We start from the raw sequence: 18,789 nt of genomic DNA on the forward strand, positions 1-18,789 counted from the left end.
CCAGGGGATGGTAACCTTGCCGCTGCTGGCGACCGCGTCCCCAACCCGTCTCGTCTAACTCGGATTTCTCCGGCCATGCTGGCCGCGCGTTATGACTCCAAGCACTAAGCGCCATCCGCAACGCAACATATTGCACCGCCGCATGACAGCGCGGCCGTTAATGCTGTCTGCGCGCAGCTCCCATGAAAGAGGGGAAGCGCGAAAATTTGCCGTTGTACTTCGGACCGGTTCTAATAAGCTAACCCAATGACGTCATTCAGAAACCAGATTGCCGCGCGTTAAGCGTACGACAAGCTCAAGAAAAGGCCGCGGGGTCTTTGGGCCTGCGCGGACAGGGTAGGAATGAAACCAACCGATATCGCGGCCCCCGACTACTTTCACAAAGTGGTCGACTGCCAATGGGCCTGTCCTGCGCACACCCCGGTTCCCGAATACATCCGACTGATCGCGCAAGGCCGCTACAGCGACGCCTATATGATCAATTGGCAATCGAACGTGTTTCCCGGAATTCTGGGACGCACCTGCGATCGTCCATGCGAGCCGGCGTGCCGGCGCGGACGCGTCGAGGAAACGCCGGTGGCGATCTGCCGCCTTAAGCGCGTCGCCGCCGATTTCAAGGACGACATCACGCAGCGCCTGCCGCGACCCGCTGCGAAGAACGGCAAGCGCGTTGCGTTCGTCGGCGGTGGCCCGGCCTCGCTGACGGTGGCGCGGGATCTCGCGCCGCTCGGCTATCACTGCACCGTATTCGACGGCGACCCCGAAGCCGGCGGCATGATGCGGACGCAGATCCCGAAATTCCGCCTGCCCAATTCGGTGATCGACGAGGAGACCGGCTACATCCTGGGTCTCGGCGTCGAGTTCAAGGGCGGTCACCGGATCGAGAGCATGAAGGCGCTGCTCGCGGAGAAATACGACGCGATCTTCGTCGGCTCCGGCGCACCACGCGGCCGCGAGCTCGACATTCCCGGCCGGAAAGAGGCAGCGGCCAACATCCATATCGGCATCGACTGGCTGTCGTCGGTCTCGTTCGGCCACACCGACAAGATCGGCAAGCGCGTGATCGTGCTCGGCGGCGGCAACACGGCGATGGATTGCTGCCGCACCGCGCGCCGCCTCGGCGGCGAAGACGTCAAGGTGATCGTACGCTCCGGCTTCGAGGAGATGAAGGCCTCGCCTTGGGAGAAGGAGGATGCGATCCACGAGGACATTCCGATCCTCAACTTCCTCGTTCCCGTCTCGTTCATCCACGACAACGGCAAGCTCACCGGCATCATCTTCCAGAAGGTGAAGGCCGAATACGATTCCAAGGGCCGCCGCAATCTGGTTCCGTCGGGTGAGCCCGACGAGACGATTGAATGCGACGACGTGCTGGTCGCGGTCGGCCAGGAAAACGCCTTCCCCTGGATCGAGCAGAATTGCGGTATCGAGTTCGACAAATGGCACATGCCCAAGGTCGATCCCAAAACCTTCGTCTCGACCAATCCAAAAGTGTTCTTCGGTGGCGATGCCGCGTTCGGCCCCAAGAACATCATCTGGGCGGTGGCGCAGGGCCATGACGCGGCGCTGTCGATCCACAAGCTGCTCTCGGGCGAGGACATCACCGAGCGCCCGCTGCCGGAGGTGCATGTCTCCTCGCAGAAGATGGGCATCCACGAATGGAGTTATGACAACGACATCTCCAACGACAAGCGCTTCAAGGTGCCGCATCGTGACAAGGTGATCGCGCTGAAGGACATCCGCACCGAAGTCGAGCTCGGCTACGACATCAAGCTGGCGCTGGGCGAAGCCGAGCGCTGCCTGAACTGCGACGTCCAGACCGTGTTCTCGACCTCGCTCTGCATCGAGTGTGATGCCTGTGTCGACATCTGTCCCATGGACTGCATCACGTTCACGGACAACGGCGAGGAAACCGATCTGCGCCAGCGCCTGAAGGCGCCCTCGCCGCATCCCGACCAGGACCTCTACGTCTCGTCTGATCTCAAGACCGGGCGCGTGATGGTGAAGGACGAGGATGTCTGCCTGCATTGCGGGCTGTGCGCCGAGCGTTGTCCCACCGGAGCCTGGGACATGCAGAAATACTTGATCAATATGACCCACGCAGGTTCAGCATGCCCGACAAAAAGCCGATCAGCAGCGTAAACGATTTCGTCGTCCGCTTCGCCAACGTCAACGGCTCGGGTTCGGCCAGCGCCAACGAGATGTTCGCGCGCGCGATCCTGCGCCATGGCGTGCCGGTCTCCCCGCGCAACATCTTCCCCTCCAACATCCAGGGCCTGCCGACCTGGTACGAGGTGCGGGTGACGGAAGCCGGCCATCTCGGCGCCCGCGGCGGCGTCGACATGATGGTGGCGATGAATCCGCAAACCTGGGACAAGGACATCGCCGGCATCGAGCCCGGCGGCTATCTGTTCTATGATTCCACCAAGCCGATGCCGTCGACGAAGTTTCGCGACGACATCACCGTGATCGGCGTGCCGCTGACCGCGATCACCAACTCGACTTATACCGATCCGCGGCAGCGCCAGCTGTTCAAGAACATCATCTATCTGGGCAGCCTCTCGGCGTTGCTCGACATGGACCCGAAGCTGATCGAGCAGCTGATCGGCGAGCAGTACAAGGGCAAGGAGAAGCTCCTGTCCTCCAATGTCCACGCGCTGCATCTCGGCCGCGACTGGGCATTGCAGAACCTGAAATGTCCGATCGGGCTGCGGGTGAAGAAGTCTGACAAGGTCGGCGACCGCATCTTCATCGAAGGCAACAGCGCAGCCGCGCTCGGCGCCGTCTATGGCGGCGCCACCGTGTGCGCGTGGTATCCGATCACGCCGTCCTCGTCGGTGGCGGAGGCTTTCACCGCCCATTGCAAGAAGTACCGGCACGATCCCGCAACCGGACAGGCGAAGTACGCCATCGTCCAGGGCGAGGACGAGCTGGCTTCGATCGGCATCGTGATCGGCGCGTCGTGGAACGGCGCCCGCGCCTTTACCGCGACCTCCGGCCCCGGCGTCTCCCTAATGACCGAATTCATCGGCCTCTCGTATTTTGCCGAGATCCCGGCCGTGATCATGAACATCCAGCGCGCCGGCCCCTCCACGGGCATGCCGACCCGCACCCAACAATGCGACATCATCGCCTGCGCCTATGCTTCGCATGGTGACACCAAGCACGTGCTGCTGTTTCCGGAAGATCCGGCTGAGGCCTTCGAGTTCGCGGCCGCCGCGTTCGATCTCGCCGAGCGGCTCCAGACCACGATCTTCCTGATGCTCGACCTCGACATCGGCATGAACCATCGGCTCTGCCGTCCGCTGAAATGGGACGATTCCAAACAATATGACCGCGGCAAGGTGATGACCGCGGAAATGCTGGACGAGGGCCGCGATTTCGGCCGCTATCTCGACGTCGACGGCGACGGCATTCCCTACCGCACCTATCCCGGCACGCATCCGACCAAGGGCGCTTATTTTACCCGCGGCACCTCGCGTGATCGCTATGCGCGCTATTCCGAGGAAGGCTCGGTCTATGCCGACAACATGCAACGCCTCGTGCGCAAGTTCGAGACCGCGCAGGACCTCGTGCCGCGGCCGCTCCAGGCCAACGCAGCGAAGCCGACCAAATATGGCGTGATCTATTTCGGCTCGACTTCACCGGCCATGGACGAGGCGATCGGACTGCTGGAGACGCGCGGGCACCAGCTCGACCGCCTGCGCATCCGCGCCTTCCCGTTCCACTCCAGCGTAGCGAGCTTCCTCGCCGAGCACGACTTCGTCTATGTCGTCGAGCAGAACCGCGACAGCCAGCTCCGCCAGCTCATCGTCAACGAGAACGGCATCGATCCGGTGCGTCTCGTGCCGATCGTGCATTATGACGGCACACCCATTACCGCCCGCTACATCGCAAAAGCCATTGGCGACCACCAGGATCACCTCAAGGTGACCCCGCTCCGCAAGGCCGTGTCATGACCTACATCGCAAAACCGAAATTCCATCATCCCGGGCTGAAGAAGAACGAGCTCGGCTACACCCATCGCGATTACGAGGGCAAGATCTCGACGCTGTGCGCCGGCTGCGGCCACGATTCGATCACGGCATCGATCATCGAGGCCTGCTACGAGCTCTCGATCGAGCCGCATCGCGTAGCCAAGATCTCCGGCATCGGCTGCTCGTCGAAGACGCCGGACTATTTCCTCGGCAATTCGCACGGCTTCAACTCCGTGCATGGCCGCATGCCCAGCGTGCTCACCGGCGCCAACCTCGCCAATCGCGATTTGATCTATCTCGGCGTCTCCGGCGACGGCGATTCCGCCTCGATCGGCTTCGGCCAGTTCGCGCATTCGATCCGGCGCGGCGTCAACATGACCTATATCGTCGAGAACAACGGCGTTTACGGCCTGACCAAGGGGCAGTTCTCGGCCACGGCCGACCGCGGCTCGAAGTCGAAGAAAGGCGTCACCAACACCGACAACGCCATCGATCTCGTCGCGATCGCGCTGCAGCTGGGTGCCACCTTCGTGGCGCGCTCCTTCTCCGGCGACAAGAGCCAGCTGGTGCCGCTGATCGCGGCCGCGATCGGCCACAAGGGCGCGTCATTCATCGACGTCATCAGCCCTTGCATCGCCTTCAATAACCACGCCGGCTCGACCAAGAGCTTCGACTATGTTCGCGAGCACAACGACGCCGTGAACCGGCTCGACGTGCTGGTCGGCCGCGATCCGATCGCCGTCGACTACGCGCCGGGCACGGTGCAGGTGGTCGAGCAACATGACGGCAGCAAGATCGCGCTGCGCAAGATCGACGCCGACTATGATCCGCATGACCGGCTAGGCGCCCAGACCTTCCTGCAGAAGCACGCCGCCAAGGGCCAGATCGTCACCGGGCTGCTCTACGTCGATCCCGACGCGGAAGATCTGCATGCCCATCTCAACACGGTCGAAACGCCGCTCAACTCGCTAGAAGCGGACACGCTGTGCCCGGGCTCGGCGGCGCTGGACAAGTTCAACGCCAGCCTGCGGTGAGGCGCTGTCCTCTTACCTCTCCCTGTCGGGGAGAGGTGTTCTGAGGCTCAACCATACTCATCGCGCGCTTAGCTGACAGGCTCGGGCTTGGATACAGCCTCAGGCGCCGGTACGGCCTGGTCCGCGTGGGCCGGTCGACCGGCACCCCAATATTGCTTGCAGGTCTCGATCAATTTTTCGGCGTCCATGGTCAGGCCGCCCGCGTTGACGATCACGCCGTCAGCGCCAAGCGCCTTGTTCATCATCGACAAGGCCTGCGTCAGAAGTCCTCCGGAGAATCGCTCGCGACAAGGGGATCGACCTTGAGCACCACGAATTTCTGCGCGCGCTGTTTCCAGAGCATGATCTTTCGCACGGCGCTCCAGGCGATGGTCTCGTCGGCGAGCCTGGTGTCGCGAATGCCGACACGGCTGATGAAGACCACCGGCTCTCTGGCTGAGAGCAATCTCCAGAGCATCCTGCAGGTGGCAAGGCCGAAAAACACCGCGCCGATATAGCAGGCGGCGACCTGGAACGTGGTGACGTTCGTGCCTTCCTGCCAGGTGAATGCGAGTGCGGCGCAGAGCAGCGTCAGCAGCAGGCTGCCGCCGAAAAACATCAGCAACCGGGCCCGGGAATAGCCGATCGCAAGATTGGGCAGGTTCTGACTTTCGGACATGTTCGACCGCCTCCAGCCATTTGCAACAATCTGGGGTTTAGCCCTCCCCTCCCTCTAGGGTTAAGCCTGGAACCTTGCGCGAGGCTGCCCGCGGGGGTGCAATTGAACGCGTGGTTTTCGACTTGCGACTAACCGCCAGTTGGCCCCCACCCTCCCGATGCGGGCCTTGATTGGCGGACGTGCCCGGTGCGATCATGAAGCTTGCCCTCATTCTTCCCCTTGCCCTTGCGGCCTTCGTCGGCTTCGCCCGGGCCGAGGAGGCCGACGACATCCGCGAGGCGAGCAAGACCGAAGCCGAGGCCTTCAACGCGCGCATATACGCGGGCACGCCCGGCAAGACGGCCTATGCCTGCTTCGTCCGCCGCTACGATGCCGAGCACCTGGCGCGGCATCCGAAGCAGCAGGTCGCTTCGATGAAGCTGCTGGTCTCGGCGGAGATCGACGAGGAGGACAAGCAGCTCCACAACTCCTTCCGGCTCGGCTTCCGATATCGCCACCGCGGCGGCGATTTCGATTCCAGCGGCTCCTGTCACCACACGGTGTTCACCAAGGACGGCAACGAAGTCCGCCTCGGCTGCGGCGTCGACTGCGAGGGCGGCGGCATCGGCGTCGCACTGTCGAAGGACGACAAATCAGCCATCGTGCGGCTCGCGAGCGTCAGGGTCTGGCAGCACAACAAGCCGGATGAAGATGCCGAGCGATCACTCGTTGCAGGCAGCGACGACGGGATTTTTCGGCTCGACCGGACCGACAACAGCGAGTGCGCCGCGCTCGTGACCGACCGCAAGGACCTCGCCGCACTCCGTCACAAGTGATATGTCTCCGGCAAAGGCAGGGCGTAGCTGCTGTTTGCGCATGATCTTTCCGGAAAACCGCGTCGCACTTTTCCGGATCATGCTTCGAAGGAGGTCGCCATGAATCGCCGGAACATCTTGTGGAGCGCTATCTCGGCGCTGGGCGCAGCGTTTGCTGCCTCGCGCGCCAACGCCGCGGCCGAAGCCGCGCCATCGAGCAAGCTGAAGGTCGTCTATCACCTCAGCGACGCCGACAAAGTCAATTTCGTGCTCGGCAACATCCAGAACCACATCGACGGCGTCGGCGGTCCCGACCATGTCACGCTTGCGCTGGTGATCCACGGCTCTGCGCTGAAGGCGTTTCACGCGGCGCAAGCCAACCCTGAGATCAGCAAGCGCGTCAGTGATTTCTCCAAGGACGGTGTCGAGCTCGCCGCCTGCGGCAACACGATGAAGGCGCAGAACATCACGCTGACGGATCTGCTGCCGGGGTTCGTCAGCGCGGAGAAAGGCGGCGTGGTTCGTTTGGCGGAGCTTCAATCGCAGGGATATCGGCCGTAGGCGCGCCGCCACCTCCTCCGTCATTGCGAGCGAAGCGAAGCAATCCACTCCGTCCGCGGAGACAAACTGGATTGCTCGTCGCAAGGGCTCGTCGCAATGACGGGGAGACGGTTGAGCCCTTGTCCTCCCATCCCGCTTGACTTATCCATAACTCTACGGTTATGAATTGATCCATAACTTCCTGGTTATGGACTTCGCATGTCTACCACCTCCGATCTCCTGTTTCGGACGCTCGCCGACCCAACGCGGCGGGCGATCTTCGAGCGGCTGTGCCGCGAGGGCGAGCAGACGGTCGGGGCACTGACGGCGCGGTCGGGCGTTTCCCAGCCGGCGGTCTCGAAACATCTCGGCGCGCTGAAGCAGGCGGGCCTGGTCAGCGACCGCCACGAGGGACGCCAGACCCATTACAGGGCGCAACCCGGTGCGCTCAATCCGCTGATCGACTGGACCAGCCAGATGGCCGGCTTCTGGCAGAACCGGCTCGATGCGCTCGACGATCTCCTGAAGAGGATGGACCAATGACTGAAGCTGCGACTGAGACCCGATCCGTGATGATCGAGCGCGAATTTGCCTTTCCGGCGGAGCGGCTGTGGCGTGCGCTGACGCAGCCGCATCTGATCGAGGAATGGCTGATGAAGAACGACTTCAAGCCCGAGGTCGGCCATCGCTTCAATCTTCGCGGCGAGTGGGGCGGCGTGCTCGATTGCGAGGTGCTCGCCATCGAGCCGCAGCGCGTCCTCGCCTACACTTGGAATTTCACGCATGAGGACGCGGCCTACGACCTCAAGAGCGTGGTGACGTTCACGCTCACCCCGCAAGGAACGGCCACGCATCTGCGCGTCGAGCAGGCGGGCTTCCGTCCAAGCCAGAAGCAGGCCTATGGCGGCGCGCATGCCGGCTGGAAACAGTTTCTCACCAAGCTGGACGAGCTGCTGGCGCGAGCCGAGTAGCCTCACCACCGATCATGTCTCAGAGGAGGTTTCATTGAATTCGAACATGTGGATTCGGCAGATCCATCGCTGGCTGTCGATCGCCTTTACGCTCGCCGTCATCGCCAACATCGTTGCGCTGATCATGCAGATTCAGGCGACATGGATCGGGCTGTTGGCCTTCGTGCCGCTGATTCCGCTGCTCGCCACCGGGTTGTATCTGTTCGCGCTGCCCTATCTCGGCCGTCGAACCGAGGCGAGATCATGAAGAAGGCCGTGACGGCGAAGACAAGCGCTGCAAAAGACACCATTGGAGGCTCCCCCTCCAAGCTGATCGACGGCCGGATCAAGGAGCTCGGCGACTGGCGCGGCGAGACGCTTGGGCGGATCCGCGGCCTGATCAAGGAGGCCGATCCTGATGTGGTCGAGGAATGGAAGTGGCGCGGCGTTCCCGTGTGGGAGCACGACGGCATCATCTGCACCGGCGAGACCTACAAGGCCGTCGTGAAGATGACGTTTGCCAGAGGCGCGGCGCTCGAGGATCCGGCCGGCCTGTTCAACTCCAGCCTCGACGGCAATGTGCGACGCGCCATCGATTTTCACGAGGGCGGGGAGATCAAGGAGAAGGCATTGAAGGCGCTGATCCGCGCGGCGGTGGAGCTGAATACGTCCAAGGCGAAGAAGCCTGCCAAGAAGCAATCGGCTTAGATACGGCCACGATGCCTTTCCCTTCTCCCCTTGTGGGAGAAGGTGGCGCGAAGCGCCGGATGAGGGGTCTCTATCGCCACGGGAAAGTGCGGAGAGATACCCCTCACCCCAGTGAGCTCGTATCTACCGGCGTCGCTGCCCTCTCCCACAAGGGGCGAGGGCATATCGACATGCATCTCGCCGTTCCGCACAGTCAGCGGTGTTACGCCGCCGCCGTGATCGGACGCGGGCTGACGACGTATTCGCGCAAGACCTTGTCGTTGGCGTCGACCTCGATCAGCGCGACGTCATAAGTCCATAGATCGGCCAGATGCTGGAGCACGCGCTTGGCATCGGTCTCGTTGAGCTGCGAACCCTTGATGACGCGGTGATGCAGGATCAGCCGGCGGTCGCCGGAGAGGTCGACATCGACCACCTCGATATTGGCGTCGATGTAGCCGACATCGTGCTGCCGCGCCAGTTCGCGCCGCACGCGACGGAAGCCGCGCTCGTCGTGGATGGCATCGACACGGATGCCGGCGCGCTCCTCGGGATCGTCGTGCAGATGGAACATGCGGAAGTGCCGCATCAATTTCGGGCTCAGGAACTGGGCGATGAAACTTTCATCGCGGTAGTTCGCCCAGACGTCTCGCAGCACGCCCATCACGTCGTTCTTGCCGGCGATATCCGGAAACCACTCGCGGTCCTCGTCTTCCGGATTGGTGACGATGCGCTCGATGTCCTGCATCATGGCGAAGCCGAGCGCATAGGGATTGAAGCCCGAGAAACGCTGGTCGTCGAATTCGGGCTGGAACACCACGTTGGTGTGCGAGCCCAGGAATTCGAGGAAATTGCCGTCGCTGATGCGCCCCTGCTGGTGCAGCTTGGTCATGATGCGATAGTGGACGTAGGTCGCCGTCCCCTCGTTCATCACCTTGGTCTGGCTCTGCGGATAGAAATATTGCGCGATGTGGCGGACGATGCGCAAGAGCTCGCGCTGCCAGGGCGCCAGTCTTGGTGCGCTCTTCTCCAGGAAGTAGAGCAGGTTTTCCTGCGGCAGGCCGAGCAGCTTGCGGCGCCGTTCGAGGGAGATCGCGGAGCGGGTCTTCGACGCGCCCTTGGGCACGGTGCGCCAGAGATCGTTGAAGACTTCCTCTTCATGCTGGCGGCGGCGCCCTGCCCGCTTCTCTTCCTCGCGCAGATCCAGCTTCTTCTTGCCGGGATAGCGGTCGATGCCGTGCGACATCAGCGCATGCGCAGCATCCAGCGTGCGCTCGACCTCGGTGCGGCCGTAGCGCTCCTCGCATTGCACGACGTACTTCTTGGCGAAATCCAGGTAGTCCAGAATGCCGTCCGCATCGGTCCACTGCTTGAATAGATAATTGTTCTTGAAGAAATGGTTGTGGCCGAAGGCGGCGTGCGCGATCACCAGCGTCTGCATCGTCGCCGTGTTCTCCTCCATGAGGTACGAGATGCACGGCGAGGAGTTGATCACGATCTCATAGGCGAGCCCCATCAGGCCCTTGCGGTAGGATGCCTCGTGATACGCGAAGTGCTTGCCGAACGACCAGTGCTTGTAGAACAGCGGCATGCCGACGGACGAATAGGCATCCAGCATCTGCTCGGCGGTAATGACCTCGATCTGATTCGGATAGACGTCGAGCCCGAGATCCTTCAGCGCCACTTCCTCGCAGGCATCGGTGATGCGCTGCAAGGTGTGGAAATCCCAATCGGCGCCTTCGAACAAGCGTTCCGTCATGGAGCGGCTTTCTCCTGGGTGGTGTCGCGGCGCTGGAACAGATCGTGGAACACCGGAAAGATCTCGCTGCGTTCGCTGACCTTGCGCATCGAGAGCGGTGCGCCGCTGTTGCGCAGGCGCTCGTAGAGGGTCCAGAGCGAGGAATCGGAGAGATCGAAGGCGCTGCCGCCTGCCTCCCCAACCTCGAGATAGGCAAAGAACTGGCAGACCGGCAAAATCTTTTCGGTCAGCAGCAGGCCGGTAAGCTCGCCGTCGGAATAGGAATTGTCGCCGTCGGAGGCCTGAGCGGCATAGATGTTCCAGTCCGCCGGGCTGAAGCGCTCGCGCACGATCTCGTGCATCGCCTGCAGCGCGCTGGAGACCAGCGTGCCGCCGGAGGCCGGGCCGTAGAAGAAGGTCTGTTCGTCCACCTCCTCGGCGCGGTCGGTATGGCGGATGAACACGATTTCGACATGCTTGTACCGCCGCTTCAGGAACACGTAGAGCAACATGTAGAAGCGTTTTGCCAGATCCTTCATGTGCTCGGACATCGAACCGGAGACGTCCATCAGGCAGAACATCACGGCCTGCGCCACCGGCTTCGGCACCGTCTGGAAGCGGCGGTAGCGGATGTCGAGCGGATCGATGAAGGGGATGCGCTTGGACTTCGCCTTCAGCTTTTCGAGCTGGGCGAGAAGCACCAAGCGTTCGTCCTCGTCCGTGCATGCGGCGATTGCGGCTTCCAGCTCTTCGATCTCGTCCTTGCGCGGACGCTTGAGCGCGATCCGGCGCGCCAGCGCCAGCCGGACCGTCCGGCTCACCGAGATGTTGGATGGCGAGCCCGACGTGGTGTAGCCGGCGCGCTGAATGCCTTCGCTCTCGGTCTGGGCGATCTTGCGCTTGGCGAGATCGGGCAGTTCGAGATCGTCGAGGAAGAGATCGACGAATTCATCGCGACTGAGCACGAAGCGGAACGCGTCTTCGCTGTCGCCCTCGCCCGGACCGGAATCCTTGGCGCTGCCCTGGCCGGAGCGCTGGAGATAGTCGCCCTCGATGAACTTCTTGTTGCCGGGCAGCACCATGTCGCGTGTTCCGCCTTCACGGCGAAACCGCGGCTCGTGCATACCGTCGAGCGGGATCGTGACCTCACCACCCTCCAGGACGTCCTTGATGTCGCGTTCCTGCGAGGTCTTCTTGACGGCGCCCTGCACCAGGGATTTGGCCCGACGCAAGAACCGCTGGCGGTTCTCAAGACTCTTGCCGCCTGGATTCAGGCGCCTGTCAATAATGTGAATGGCCACTTTCTCATCCGCCTCAACCGGCTTGCTTCACGCGCATGTACCATTCGACCAGTCGGCGAACCTGACGCTCAGTGTAGCCGCGCTCCACCATGCGTGCGACGAACTCGCCGTGCTTCTTCTCCGTCTCGCCGTCCTTCTTCGACCCGAACGAGATGACCGGAAGCAGGTCCTCGACCTGAGAGAATATCCGCTTTTCGATCACATCGCGAATCTTCTCGTAGGAAGTCCAGGTCGGATTCTTGCCACCGTTCTGGGCCCGAGACCGTAACGAGAATTTGACCACCTCGTTGCGGAAGTCCTTGGGGTTGGCGATGCCCGCCGGCTTCTCGATTTTTGTCAATTCCTGGTTCAAGAGTTCGCGATCAAGCAGCTGGCCGGTGTCGGGATCCTTGAAGTCCTGGTCCTCGATCCATGCATCGGCATAGTCAACGTAGCGGTCGAACAGATTCTGGCCGTAATCCGAGTAGGATTCCAGATAGGCCTTCTGGATCTCGTTGCCGATGAATTCGGCATAGCGCGGTGCCAGGTCGGCCTTGATGAATTCGAGATAGCGCTTCTCGACTTCCTCGGGCAGCTGCTCGCGCTTGATCGACTGCTCCAGCGCGTACATCAGGTGCACGGCGTCGGCGGCGATCTCCTGCGGGTCGTGGTTGAAGGTCGCGGCCATGATCTTGAAGGCAAAGCGAGTGGAGACGCCGTCCATGCCCTCGTCGACGCCGGCGGCATCGCGATATTCCTGGACGCTGCGCGCCTTTGGATCGGATTCCTTCAGGCTCTCGCCGTCGTAAACCCGCATCTTGGCGAAGATAGTGGAGTTCTCGTGCTTGCGCAGGCGCGACATCACCGAGAACCGCGCCAGGGTCTCCAAGGTCGAGGGTGCGCAGGGAGCGGCCGCGAGCTCGGAGCCCTGGATCAGCTTCTCGTAGATCTTCTGCTCTTCGGTGATCCGCAGACAGTAGGGCACCTTGATCACGCAGATGCGATCGATGAAGGCCTCGTTGTTCTTGTTGGCCTTGAAGCTCGCCCACTCCGCCTCGTTGGAGTGCGCGAGGATGACGCCGGTGAACGGGATCGCGCCGATATTCTCGGTGCCGATGTAGTTGCCTTCCTGCGTTGCGGTCAGCAGCGGGTGCAGCATCTTGATCGGCGCCTTGAACATCTCGACGAATTCAAGGATGCCCTGGTTGGCGCGGTTGAGGCCGCCCGAATAGCTGTAGGCGTCGGGATCGTTCTGCGCGTAGGTCTCGAGCTTGCGGATATCGACCTTGCCGACCAGCGACGAGATGTCCTGGTTGTTCTCGTCACCCGGCTCGGTCTTGGAGACAGCGATCTGGCGCAGCCGCGACGGCTGGATCTTGGCGACGCGGAATTGCGAGATGTCGCCGCCGAAAGCCTCGAGTCGCTTGTAGCACCACGGGCTCATCAGGCCGGTGAGGCGCCGGCGCGGAATGCCGTACTTCTCTTCCAGCATCGGCCCGAGATGATCGGGATCGAACAGGCTGAGCGGGCTCTCGAACACGGGCGAGAGTTCGTCGCCGGCTTTGAGCACGTAGATCGGCTGCACTTCCATCAGCGACTTCAGCCGCTCGGCGAGCGAGGATTTGCCGCCGCCGACGGGCCCGAGCAGATAGAGGATCTGCTTGCGCTCCTCCAGGCCCTGCGCGGCGTGGCGGAAGAACCCGACGATGCGCTCGATGGTTTCTTCCATGCCGTAGAAGCCGGCAAAGGCCGGATAAGTCCGGATCGTGCGATTCAAAAAAATACGGCCAAGGCGTGGGTCCTTGGCCGTGTCGATCGTCTGGGGCTCACCGATCGCCGCCAGTAATCGTTCGGCCGCATTCGCGTATTTCATGGGATCGCTTCGACACGATTCCAGATATTCCGCCATCGACATGTCGTGCTGGCTTCTCGCCTCGAACGACCGAGCGAAAGCGTTGAATAGAGAATCGTTGTACATGATCCCTCTCCGCGTGAGTTCCGCTACAAGCTGAAACGAAAGCAGTTACTGGACCGTTCCTCAGGCCGCTTTTCGAATCAGCGTGAGCACATGACGATCATTGGACACCCGGGTGCAGACGTGACGCAACGCACAAGGTAGGCACTCGGTGAATTACGAACAGGCACTTGCCTGTAATTTGTGCGAATCTATATCCATCTTCGCTCATTTCCAGAAATTGTCACTCGCTCGCCACATCCGGGCAATACCGGGGGAAGAGCCCCTCCGGCACCGCAACATGACGATTTGCGAGCGGCAAACTTATGACGCTTGCAGGGCGATGCCTTGCGTGCCGCGTTCATCTTCCTGCTGCAATGCAGCGGCTTGGTTGCTTGCAGCATGACAGTCGCGGCAGGCACTCAGCAGTGTGTCAAAATCGGTCGCCAAACCCTCCGAACGGATAACAATCCGATCGTTCTGCGCGTCGGCCCGGATACAGGAGAGCTGTCGCTGCAGGGCGGGTGTCGGCGTCAGCACGATCACCTTGTGTCCCGGGCCTTCCTCGGCCGAAACATCCGCAATGGAGTCCCACGGCAGAAATTCATTGCCGATCCGCAGATCGCGGATGCCGTAGGGGGTGAGGATCACGACCGGCCCGCGCTCTGTCGGAAGCATCCAGATCAGCCAGCAGGTGAGAGGGCCGAACAGCGCCACGCCGAGATAGCCCATCGTCGTATCGTAGGCGCCGATGTCGCCCCACCAGTCGAAAGCAAGGCCCGACTTGAAGGCAAGGCTTGACTTGAAAGCAAGGCTAGCGCTGAGCAGCGTCATCGCGAAGCCCGCCGCGACCAGCAGCCGCAGACGCATGACGCATGGACCGATTTCGAGATCATGGGATGCATCGATGCAGACGGCCGACGCGCTCGGTTGCCTGTCATCAGTGATGGCAGCACCATCAAGACGTGCGTGCATGCTTTCCCCCAGCATGGCCATTCGCGACCCAGCCAATGAACGTCAGGCGGATCGTTCCCCCTGACGACACTCCGCAACGCGACAGATAGACCTCACGCAACAGAACCTCGGCCGAACCATGCCGGCGAAATTTTTATTACGCAAAACCACTGCCGCCGCCTGGATCGTCATGATCGCGACGGAGTTACACTGGGAGTATGACGCCGATACCCTTGATTGGTTCCCTCCCGGGAGCATGTTAGCTAGAGGATAGCGCGTCAGGACCGGCGCGGAAACCCCCTCCGCCCGCAGGCTTGGAGATAAATAAGCATCATGAATCCCGTCAAAGAACTGGAAAAGCACGGACAAGCCGTCTGGCTGGACTTCCTCGCCCGCGGCTTCATCGCCAAGGGCGACCTGAAGCGGCTGATCGACACCGACGGCGTCAAGGGGGTCACCTCCAACCCCTCGATCTTCGAGAAGGCGATCGGCAGCTCGGACGAATACGACGCCCCGATCGGCAAGGCGCTGAAGCGCGGCGACCGGACGGTGGCGGATTTGTTCGAGGCGGTCGCGATCGAGGACATCCAGAACGCTGCTGACGTGCTCCGCCCGGTCTATGACCGCCTTAGGGGTCATGACGGCTATGTCAGCCTCGAAGTCTCGCCCTATCTGGCGATGGACACCGCCGGCACGGTCGCTGAAGCACGGCGGCTGTGGAAGGACGTCAACCGCAAGAATTTGATGGTGAAGGTGCCGGCGACGTCCGAGGGCCTGCCGGCGATCGAAACGCTGATCGGCGACGGCATCAGCATCAACATTACGCTGCTGTTCTCGAAGGCGGTTTATCTGGAGGTCGCGGAGGCCTATCTCGCCGGTCTCGAAAAATACGTCGCCGGCGGCGGCGATCCGTCGCATGTGGCAAGTGTCGCCAGCTTCTTCGTCAGCCGCATCGACTCCATGGTCGACAAGCAGCTCGACGAGAAGATCGCGCGGGCCAACGACCCGTCCGAGAAGGAGCGCCTCACCGCGCTGAAGGGCAAGGTCGCGATCGCCAATGCCAAGGTCGCCTATCAGGATTACAAACGGCTGTTCTCGGGCCCCCGCTGGGAGAAGCTCGCGGCCAAGGGCGCCAAGCCGCAGCGCATGCTCTGGGCCTCGACCGGCACCAAGAACAAGGACTACAGCGACGTCCTCTATGTCGAGGAGCTGATCGGTCCGGACACCATCAACACCATGCCGCCGGCAACCCTCGATGCGTTCCGCGACCACGGCAAGCTTCGCGACAGCCTCGAGGAGAATGTCGATGACGCTCGCCGCCTGCTGGAAGAGCTGGAGCGCTCCGGCGTCTCGCTCGATGCCATCACCGAGGAGCTCGTCAAGGACGGCGTCAAGCAGTTCGCGGATGCCGCCGACAAGCTGTACGGTGCGGTCGCTCATAAGCGCGCCACCGTGCTCGGGCCCGCAATCGACCGCCAGCAATTGTCACTCGGCGACGGGCTCGGCAAGTCGGTCGCCAGAAGCACCGAAGAATGGCGCGCGTCTGCAAAGATCCGCAGGCTGTGGCAGCGCGACAAATCGGTCTGGACCGGGATGGACGAGGACAAATGGCTCGGCTGGCTCGACAGCGCGGCCAAGGTCGACCTCGCCGACTATGAGGACTATGCCAACCGCGTGAAGGGACAGAAATTCTCCGATGCCGTCGTACTCGGCATGGGCGGATCGAGCCTCGGGCCGGAAGTGCTGGCCGAGACCTTTGCGCGGAAGCCGGGCTTCCCGAAGCTGCACGTGCTGGATTCCACCGACCCGGCGCAGGTGCGGGCGATGGAGGCCAAGATCGACATCGCCAATACCGTGTTCATCGTCTCCAGCAAGTCCGGCGGCACCACCGAACCGAACGCGATGAAGGATTATTTCCACGAGCGCGTCGCGCAGGCGCTCGGCCCGAAGCTCAAGACCGGCTTCCGCTTCATCGCGGTGACCGATCCGGGCTCCTCGCTGGAGAAGGCGGCGAAGACGCTGAACTATGCCCGCATCTTCCATGGCGAGCCTTCGATCGGCGGACGCTATTCGGTGCTGTCGCCGTTCGGCCTGGTGCCGGCGGCAACCGCCGGCATCGATGTCAAGGCCTTCATCAAGCATGCGCTCTCGATGGCGCGCTCCTGCGGACCGGACGTGCCGCCAGCTGAGAACCCTGGCGTACAGCTCGGGCTTGCGATGGGCCTTGCCGGCCTCGAAGGCCGCGACAAGGTGACGATCCTGTCGTCGAAGAAGATCGCCGATTTCGGCGCCTGGGCCGAGCAGCTGATCGCGGAGTCGACCGGCAAGGAGGGCAAGGGACTGATCCCGATCGCCGGTGAACCGCTGGGCGAATCCTCGCTCTACGGCAACGACCGCTTCTTCATCGACATCCGCACCGAGGGCGAGACAGACGCCGCACACGATTCGGCGCTTGCCGGAATCGAAGCGGCCGGCCATCCCGTGGTGCGCATCGTCATGAAATCGATCGACCATCTCGGCCAGGAGTTCTTCCGCTTCCAGATGGCGACGGCGGTTGCGGGCAGCATCCTCGGCATCAACCCGTTCGACCAGCCGGACGTGGAAGCGGCCAAGATCAAGACCCGCGAGCTCACTGCTTCCTTCGAGAAGACCGGCACGCTGCCGCCGGAACAGCCCGTGGTCCGTACCGCGGAGGCCGACCTCTACACCAACGACACCAACGCCGCCGCATTACGTGCGATGGGCGCCAATGGCGATCTCAGCTCCTGGCTGAAGGCGCATATTACGCGCTCGCGGCGCGGCGACTATTTTGCCCTGCTCGGCTACATCGCGCGCGACAAGGCCACGATCGAGGCGCTCCAGCAGATGCGGACGGCCGTGCTCGAGAAGCGGCATCTGGCAACCGCGGCCGAGTTCGGACCGCGCTTCCTGCACTCCACGGGGCAGGCCTACAAGGGCGGGCCCGACAGCGGCGTGTTCCTCCAGATCACCGCTGACGATGCCAAGGACCTGGCCGTGCCCGGCCAGAAGGCGAGCTTCGGCGTGATCAAGGCGGCGCAGGCCCGCGGCGATTTCGACGTGCTCACCGAGCGCGGCCGGCGCGCGCTCCGGGTGCACCTGAAGGGTCCGCTCAAGAAAGGTCTCGCCGCACTCAATGCCGCTCTCACGGATGCGCTGAATTAAAGAGGATATCGCAAATGCAACTCGGCATGATCGGCCTCGGCCGGATGGGCGGCAACATCGTTCGCCGGCTGATGCGCCACGGCCATTCGACCGTGGTCTATGACAAGGATGCCAAGGCCGTCGCCGGCCTGGCCGCGGACGGCGCAGTGGGCTCCGCGACGCTCGAAGAGTTCATCGCAAAACTAGAGCGGCCGCGGACGGCTTGGGTGATGCTGCCCGCCGGCCGCATCACCGAGACGACGATCGACACGATCGCGGGCGTGATGCAGGACGGCGATGTCGTCATCGACGGTGGCAACACCTTCTGGCAGGACGACGTCCGCCGCGGCAAGGCCTTGAAAGATCGCGGCATCCATTATGTCGACGTCGGCACCTCCGGCGGCGTCTGGGGGCTCGACCGCGGCTATTGCATGATGATCGGTGGCGAGAAGCCGGTGGTCGACCGGCTCGATCCGATCTTCGCGGCACTGGCCCCCGGTGCCGGCGACATTCCCCGCACAGAGGGACGTGAGGGGCGCGATCACCGCATCGAACAGGGCTACATCCATGCCGGCCCCGTTGGCGCCGGCCACTTCGTCAAGATGATCCACAACGGCATCGAGTACGGCCTGATGCAGGCCTATGCCGAAGGGTTCGACATTCTCAAGAATGCCAACATCGAGGCCTTGCCGGCGGACCATCGCTACAATTTCGACCTCGCCGACATCGCCGAAGTCTGGCGGCGCGGCTCCGTGATCCCGTCCTGGCTGCTCGACCTCACCTCGACCGCACTCGCCGACAACCCGACGCTGTCGGAATATTCCGGCTTCGTCGAAGATTCCGGCGAAGGTCGCTGGACCGTGAATGCGGCGATCGACGAGGCCGTGCCGGCCGAGGTCCTGACCGCGGCGCTGTACGCACGTTTCCGTTCCCGCAAGGAACACACCTTCGCCGAAAAAATTCTCTCCGCGATGCGCGCGGGTTTCGGCGGCCACAAGGAGCCGAAGCAGCCGGACGCTTCGAAACCGAAGTAGCCTCGAAGCCAAGTAATAGCAACAACG

17 protein-coding genes are annotated in these 18,789 nt (G+C 62.6%); 11 read left to right on the plus strand and 6 right to left on the minus strand.

Annotated features, from left to right (window positions below):
• Positions 1-342: 342 nt before the first annotated feature.
• The 3 genes from JJE66_RS01980 to JJE66_RS01990 are packed head-to-tail and all read left to right on the plus strand — an operon-like array spanning position 343 to position 5,011.
• Positions 343-2,142 carry an FAD-dependent oxidoreductase gene (locus JJE66_RS01980; protein WP_200512457.1) on the plus strand — a complete coding sequence of 600 codons (1,800 nt, stop codon included), beginning with the start codon at positions 343-345 and terminating at the stop codon, positions 2,140-2,142.
• Positions 2,112-3,959 (plus strand): 2-oxoacid:acceptor oxidoreductase subunit alpha, encoded by a 1,848-nt coding sequence (locus JJE66_RS01985; RefSeq protein ID WP_200512458.1) that lies wholly within the window; start codon positions 2,112-2,114, stop codon positions 3,957-3,959. The genes JJE66_RS01980 and JJE66_RS01985 overlap by 31 nt, the downstream gene beginning before the upstream one ends.
• Entirely contained in the window at positions 3,956-5,011 is a 1,056-nt protein-coding gene (locus tag JJE66_RS01990; protein WP_200512459.1) for a 2-oxoacid:ferredoxin oxidoreductase subunit beta, read from the plus strand. Before JJE66_RS01985 ends, JJE66_RS01990 begins: the two co-directional genes overlap by 4 nt.
• 68 nt (positions 5,012-5,079) lie before the next feature.
• On the opposite strand, the gene JJE66_RS37820 is transcribed toward JJE66_RS01990, so the two are convergent.
• The gene (locus JJE66_RS37820) at positions 5,080-5,256 is read right to left on the minus strand and encodes a hypothetical protein (protein WP_246756033.1); all 177 of its coding nucleotides are present in this window, start codon (positions 5,254-5,256) and stop codon (positions 5,080-5,082) included.
• Positions 5,257-5,270: 14 nt separating this feature from the next.
• A complete protein-coding gene (locus tag JJE66_RS01995; protein WP_246756035.1) occupies positions 5,271-5,669 on the minus strand; it encodes an STM3941 family protein in 399 nt (132 codons plus the stop codon).
• A 194-nt stretch (positions 5,670-5,863) separates the two neighbouring features.
• Between JJE66_RS01995 and JJE66_RS02000 the strand changes: the two genes are divergently transcribed.
• The 6 genes from JJE66_RS02000 (at position 5,864) to JJE66_RS02025 (ending at position 8,661) form a co-directional block, all read left to right on the plus strand.
• The gene (locus JJE66_RS02000) at positions 5,864-6,484 is read left to right on the plus strand and encodes a hypothetical protein (RefSeq protein ID WP_200512460.1); all 621 of its coding nucleotides are present in this window, start codon (positions 5,864-5,866) and stop codon (positions 6,482-6,484) included.
• 99 nt (positions 6,485-6,583) lie between these two features.
• Entirely contained in the window at positions 6,584-7,024 is a 441-nt protein-coding gene (locus tag JJE66_RS02005) for a DsrE family protein (RefSeq protein WP_200512461.1), read from the plus strand.
• Between the two features lie 198 nt (positions 7,025-7,222).
• Positions 7,223-7,546 carry a helix-turn-helix transcriptional regulator gene (locus JJE66_RS02010; protein WP_200512462.1) on the plus strand — a complete coding sequence of 108 codons (324 nt, stop codon included), beginning with the start codon at positions 7,223-7,225 and terminating at the stop codon, positions 7,544-7,546.
• Positions 7,543-7,974: an SRPBCC domain-containing protein gene (locus JJE66_RS02015; protein WP_200512463.1), complete on the plus strand. Its 432-nt coding sequence runs from the start codon at positions 7,543-7,545 to the stop codon at positions 7,972-7,974. Before JJE66_RS02010 ends, JJE66_RS02015 begins: the two co-directional genes overlap by 4 nt.
• Positions 7,975-8,008: 34 nt before the next feature.
• Positions 8,009-8,221, plus strand: a complete 213-nt coding sequence (locus tag JJE66_RS02020) for a hypothetical protein (RefSeq protein ID WP_200512464.1) — start codon at positions 8,009-8,011, stop codon at positions 8,219-8,221.
• The gene (locus JJE66_RS02025) at positions 8,218-8,661 is read left to right on the plus strand and encodes a DUF1801 domain-containing protein (RefSeq protein WP_200512465.1); all 444 of its coding nucleotides are present in this window, start codon (positions 8,218-8,220) and stop codon (positions 8,659-8,661) included. Before JJE66_RS02020 ends, JJE66_RS02025 begins: the two co-directional genes overlap by 4 nt.
• Before the next feature lie 202 nt (positions 8,662-8,863).
• On the opposite strand, the gene JJE66_RS02030 is transcribed toward JJE66_RS02025, so the two are convergent.
• The 4 genes from JJE66_RS02030 to JJE66_RS02045 form a co-directional block, all read right to left on the minus strand.
• The gene (locus tag JJE66_RS02030) at positions 8,864-10,399 is read right to left on the minus strand and encodes a SpoVR family protein (RefSeq protein WP_200512466.1); all 1,536 of its coding nucleotides are present in this window, start codon (positions 10,397-10,399) and stop codon (positions 8,864-8,866) included.
• A complete protein-coding gene (locus tag JJE66_RS02035; RefSeq protein ID WP_200515243.1) occupies positions 10,396-11,673 on the minus strand; it encodes a YeaH/YhbH family protein in 1,278 nt (425 codons plus the stop codon). Before JJE66_RS02035 ends, JJE66_RS02030 begins: the two co-directional genes overlap by 4 nt.
• Positions 11,674-11,692: 19 nt before the next feature.
• The gene (locus JJE66_RS02040) at positions 11,693-13,636 is read right to left on the minus strand and encodes a PrkA family serine protein kinase (protein ID WP_200512467.1); all 1,944 of its coding nucleotides are present in this window, start codon (positions 13,634-13,636) and stop codon (positions 11,693-11,695) included.
• 300 nt (positions 13,637-13,936) lie between these two features.
• The gene (locus JJE66_RS02045) at positions 13,937-14,608 is read right to left on the minus strand and encodes an STM3941 family protein (RefSeq protein WP_200512468.1); all 672 of its coding nucleotides are present in this window, start codon (positions 14,606-14,608) and stop codon (positions 13,937-13,939) included.
• Positions 14,609-14,899: 291 nt separating this feature from the next.
• Here JJE66_RS02045 and JJE66_RS02050 point away from each other — a divergent pair, with 291 nt between their 5' ends.
• Positions 14,900-17,749, plus strand: coding sequence for a bifunctional transaldolase/phosoglucose isomerase (locus JJE66_RS02050; RefSeq protein ID WP_200512469.1), 2,850 nt, complete (start codon positions 14,900-14,902; stop codon positions 17,747-17,749).
• 14 nt (positions 17,750-17,763) lie between these two features.
• Positions 17,764-18,762: a phosphogluconate dehydrogenase (NAD(+)-dependent, decarboxylating) gene (gnd, locus tag JJE66_RS02055; RefSeq protein ID WP_200512470.1), complete on the plus strand. Its 999-nt coding sequence runs from the start codon at positions 17,764-17,766 to the stop codon at positions 18,760-18,762.
• Positions 18,763-18,789 lie beyond the last annotated feature (27 nt).

It is taken from the genome of Bradyrhizobium diazoefficiens (assembly GCF_016612535.1).
GTDB classification, from domain to species: Bacteria; Pseudomonadota; Alphaproteobacteria; order Rhizobiales; family Xanthobacteraceae; genus Bradyrhizobium; species Bradyrhizobium diazoefficiens_C.

Excerpts from the sequence above, each read along its gene's own strand:
- JJE66_RS02030 (WP_200512466.1), bottom strand. The coding sequence starts at position 10,399 with ATGACGGAACGCTTGTTCGAAGGCGCCGATTGGGATTTCCACACCTTG.
- JJE66_RS01980 (WP_200512457.1), top strand. The coding sequence starts at position 343 with ATGAAACCAACCGATATCGCGGCCCCCGACTACTTTCACAAAGTGGTC.
- JJE66_RS02000 (WP_200512460.1), top strand. The coding sequence starts at position 5,864 with ATGAAGCTTGCCCTCATTCTTCCCCTTGCCCTTGCGGCCTTCGTCGGC.
- JJE66_RS02010 (WP_200512462.1), top strand. The coding sequence starts at position 7,223 with ATGTCTACCACCTCCGATCTCCTGTTTCGGACGCTCGCCGACCCAACG.
- JJE66_RS02025 (WP_200512465.1), top strand. The coding sequence starts at position 8,218 with ATGAAGAAGGCCGTGACGGCGAAGACAAGCGCTGCAAAAGACACCATT.
- JJE66_RS02005 (WP_200512461.1), top strand. The coding sequence starts at position 6,584 with ATGAATCGCCGGAACATCTTGTGGAGCGCTATCTCGGCGCTGGGCGCA.
- JJE66_RS01985 (WP_200512458.1), top strand. The coding sequence starts at position 2,112 with ATGCCCGACAAAAAGCCGATCAGCAGCGTAAACGATTTCGTCGTCCGC.
- JJE66_RS02015 (WP_200512463.1), top strand. The coding sequence starts at position 7,543 with ATGACTGAAGCTGCGACTGAGACCCGATCCGTGATGATCGAGCGCGAA.
- JJE66_RS02045 (WP_200512468.1), bottom strand. The coding sequence starts at position 14,608 with ATGGCCATGCTGGGGGAAAGCATGCACGCACGTCTTGATGGTGCTGCC.
- gnd (WP_200512470.1), top strand. The coding sequence starts at position 17,764 with ATGCAACTCGGCATGATCGGCCTCGGCCGGATGGGCGGCAACATCGTT.
- JJE66_RS01995 (WP_246756035.1), bottom strand. The coding sequence starts at position 5,669 with ATGTCCGAAAGTCAGAACCTGCCCAATCTTGCGATCGGCTATTCCCGG.
- JJE66_RS37820 (WP_246756033.1), bottom strand. The coding sequence starts at position 5,256 with ATGATGAACAAGGCGCTTGGCGCTGACGGCGTGATCGTCAACGCGGGC.
- JJE66_RS02040 (WP_200512467.1), bottom strand. The coding sequence starts at position 13,636 with ATGTACAACGATTCTCTATTCAACGCTTTCGCTCGGTCGTTCGAGGCG.
- JJE66_RS02050 (WP_200512469.1), top strand. The coding sequence starts at position 14,900 with ATGAATCCCGTCAAAGAACTGGAAAAGCACGGACAAGCCGTCTGGCTG.
- JJE66_RS01990 (WP_200512459.1), top strand. The coding sequence starts at position 3,956 with ATGACCTACATCGCAAAACCGAAATTCCATCATCCCGGGCTGAAGAAG.